At 53.2% G+C, this 1021-nt stretch carries 1 protein-coding gene and 1 rRNA gene; one reads left to right on the top strand and one right to left on the bottom strand.

What is annotated here, in order from left to right; all coding sequences use genetic code 11:
• Positions 1-67 precede the first annotated feature (67 nt).
• Positions 68-316 carry a hypothetical protein gene (locus HMPREF2807_RS01915; RefSeq protein WP_046647656.1) on the top strand — a complete coding sequence of 83 codons (249 nt, stop codon included), beginning with the start codon at positions 68-70 and terminating at the stop codon, positions 314-316.
• 438 nt (positions 317-754) lie between these two features.
• Here HMPREF2807_RS01915 and rrf read toward each other — a convergent pair.
• Positions 755-872, bottom strand: a 5S ribosomal RNA gene (rrf, locus tag HMPREF2807_RS01920).
• Positions 873-1021 lie beyond the last annotated feature (149 nt).

Consider the following 1021-nt stretch of genomic DNA (forward strand, 5'->3'; position numbering starts at 1 on the left):
CCCGACGTGTCTACTTTCCGGGGGCCAGGCCCCCCCTATACTTCCCTATCCGAAAGGAACTGACACGATGAAGAAGCCCCTAGCTATCATCGGTGCCGCTGCACTTATGCTCACGGCAACCCCCACAGCGACCGCTGAGGACGGGCTAGTGAACAACGCTCGACAAGGATCGTCCACCGATCTCAATGAACTCGTCGTCGACTCCCCCTTCTACGACATTATCGCTATTCCAGTCACGCTCTCATCGATCGCCCTTTCGTTCCTGGGCGTCCCTCAGTGCGGTTTGCATGACACCCGCGGTTGCGAGAAGGGCTAAGTACCACCGTCACCAAAGACAGCGCCTTTTCCTGTTTCCTGTAGAGTTAGCCTTCGGCCCGCATTTGCTGCGGCTGGGGGCTATTTTTGATGTTCTATGTTCTTTACGAGGCAAGCCCATAACTTGGACGGATGTGCCTATGTTCACGGGTGCTGTAGCCGGCAAATGGTCTGGGGATGAGTGTGCTTAGCCGACAAAGCTGTGTTGCTTGTTTGGGCGGCGGCGGATTCTTTGTGCTTGGGATAATTAGCGCGTATGACCCGTGCTCGGATCCCTTGCGGTCTATAAGCGCGGACGTGGATGTGCAGCACGCAGGTCTGTGTTTTCGGGTTTGTACTTTTAGGCTGTGTGTGTGAAAACGATGATGAAGCCCGTCACCGTTGAGTGGTTACTCAACGGTGGCGGGCTTGGTGTATTGAGTTATGGTTTGTTGTTTGGTGTCGGCGGTTTCTTACTCTCCCACAACCTCCCGGTTGCAGTACCATCAGCGTTAGCAGGCTTAGCTTCCGGGTTCGGAATGGGACCGGGCGTTTCCCTGCTGCTATAGGCCACCGACAAACACACGGAGCAAATTCTGGTTGCTGGTGTTGTGTCAGATACTGTGTAGTGGACGCAAGCGACAGTGAGATTAATTAACTGTTGTGTTTATATGTTGACACACTCAAAAGTTCAAGTGTGTGTGTTTGTTTTGGTCTATTAGTACCA

The sequence above is a fragment of the Corynebacterium sp. HMSC074A09 genome, from assembly GCF_001811545.1.
In the GTDB taxonomy this organism is placed as follows: Bacteria; Actinomycetota; Actinomycetes; order Mycobacteriales; family Mycobacteriaceae; genus Corynebacterium; species Corynebacterium hiratae.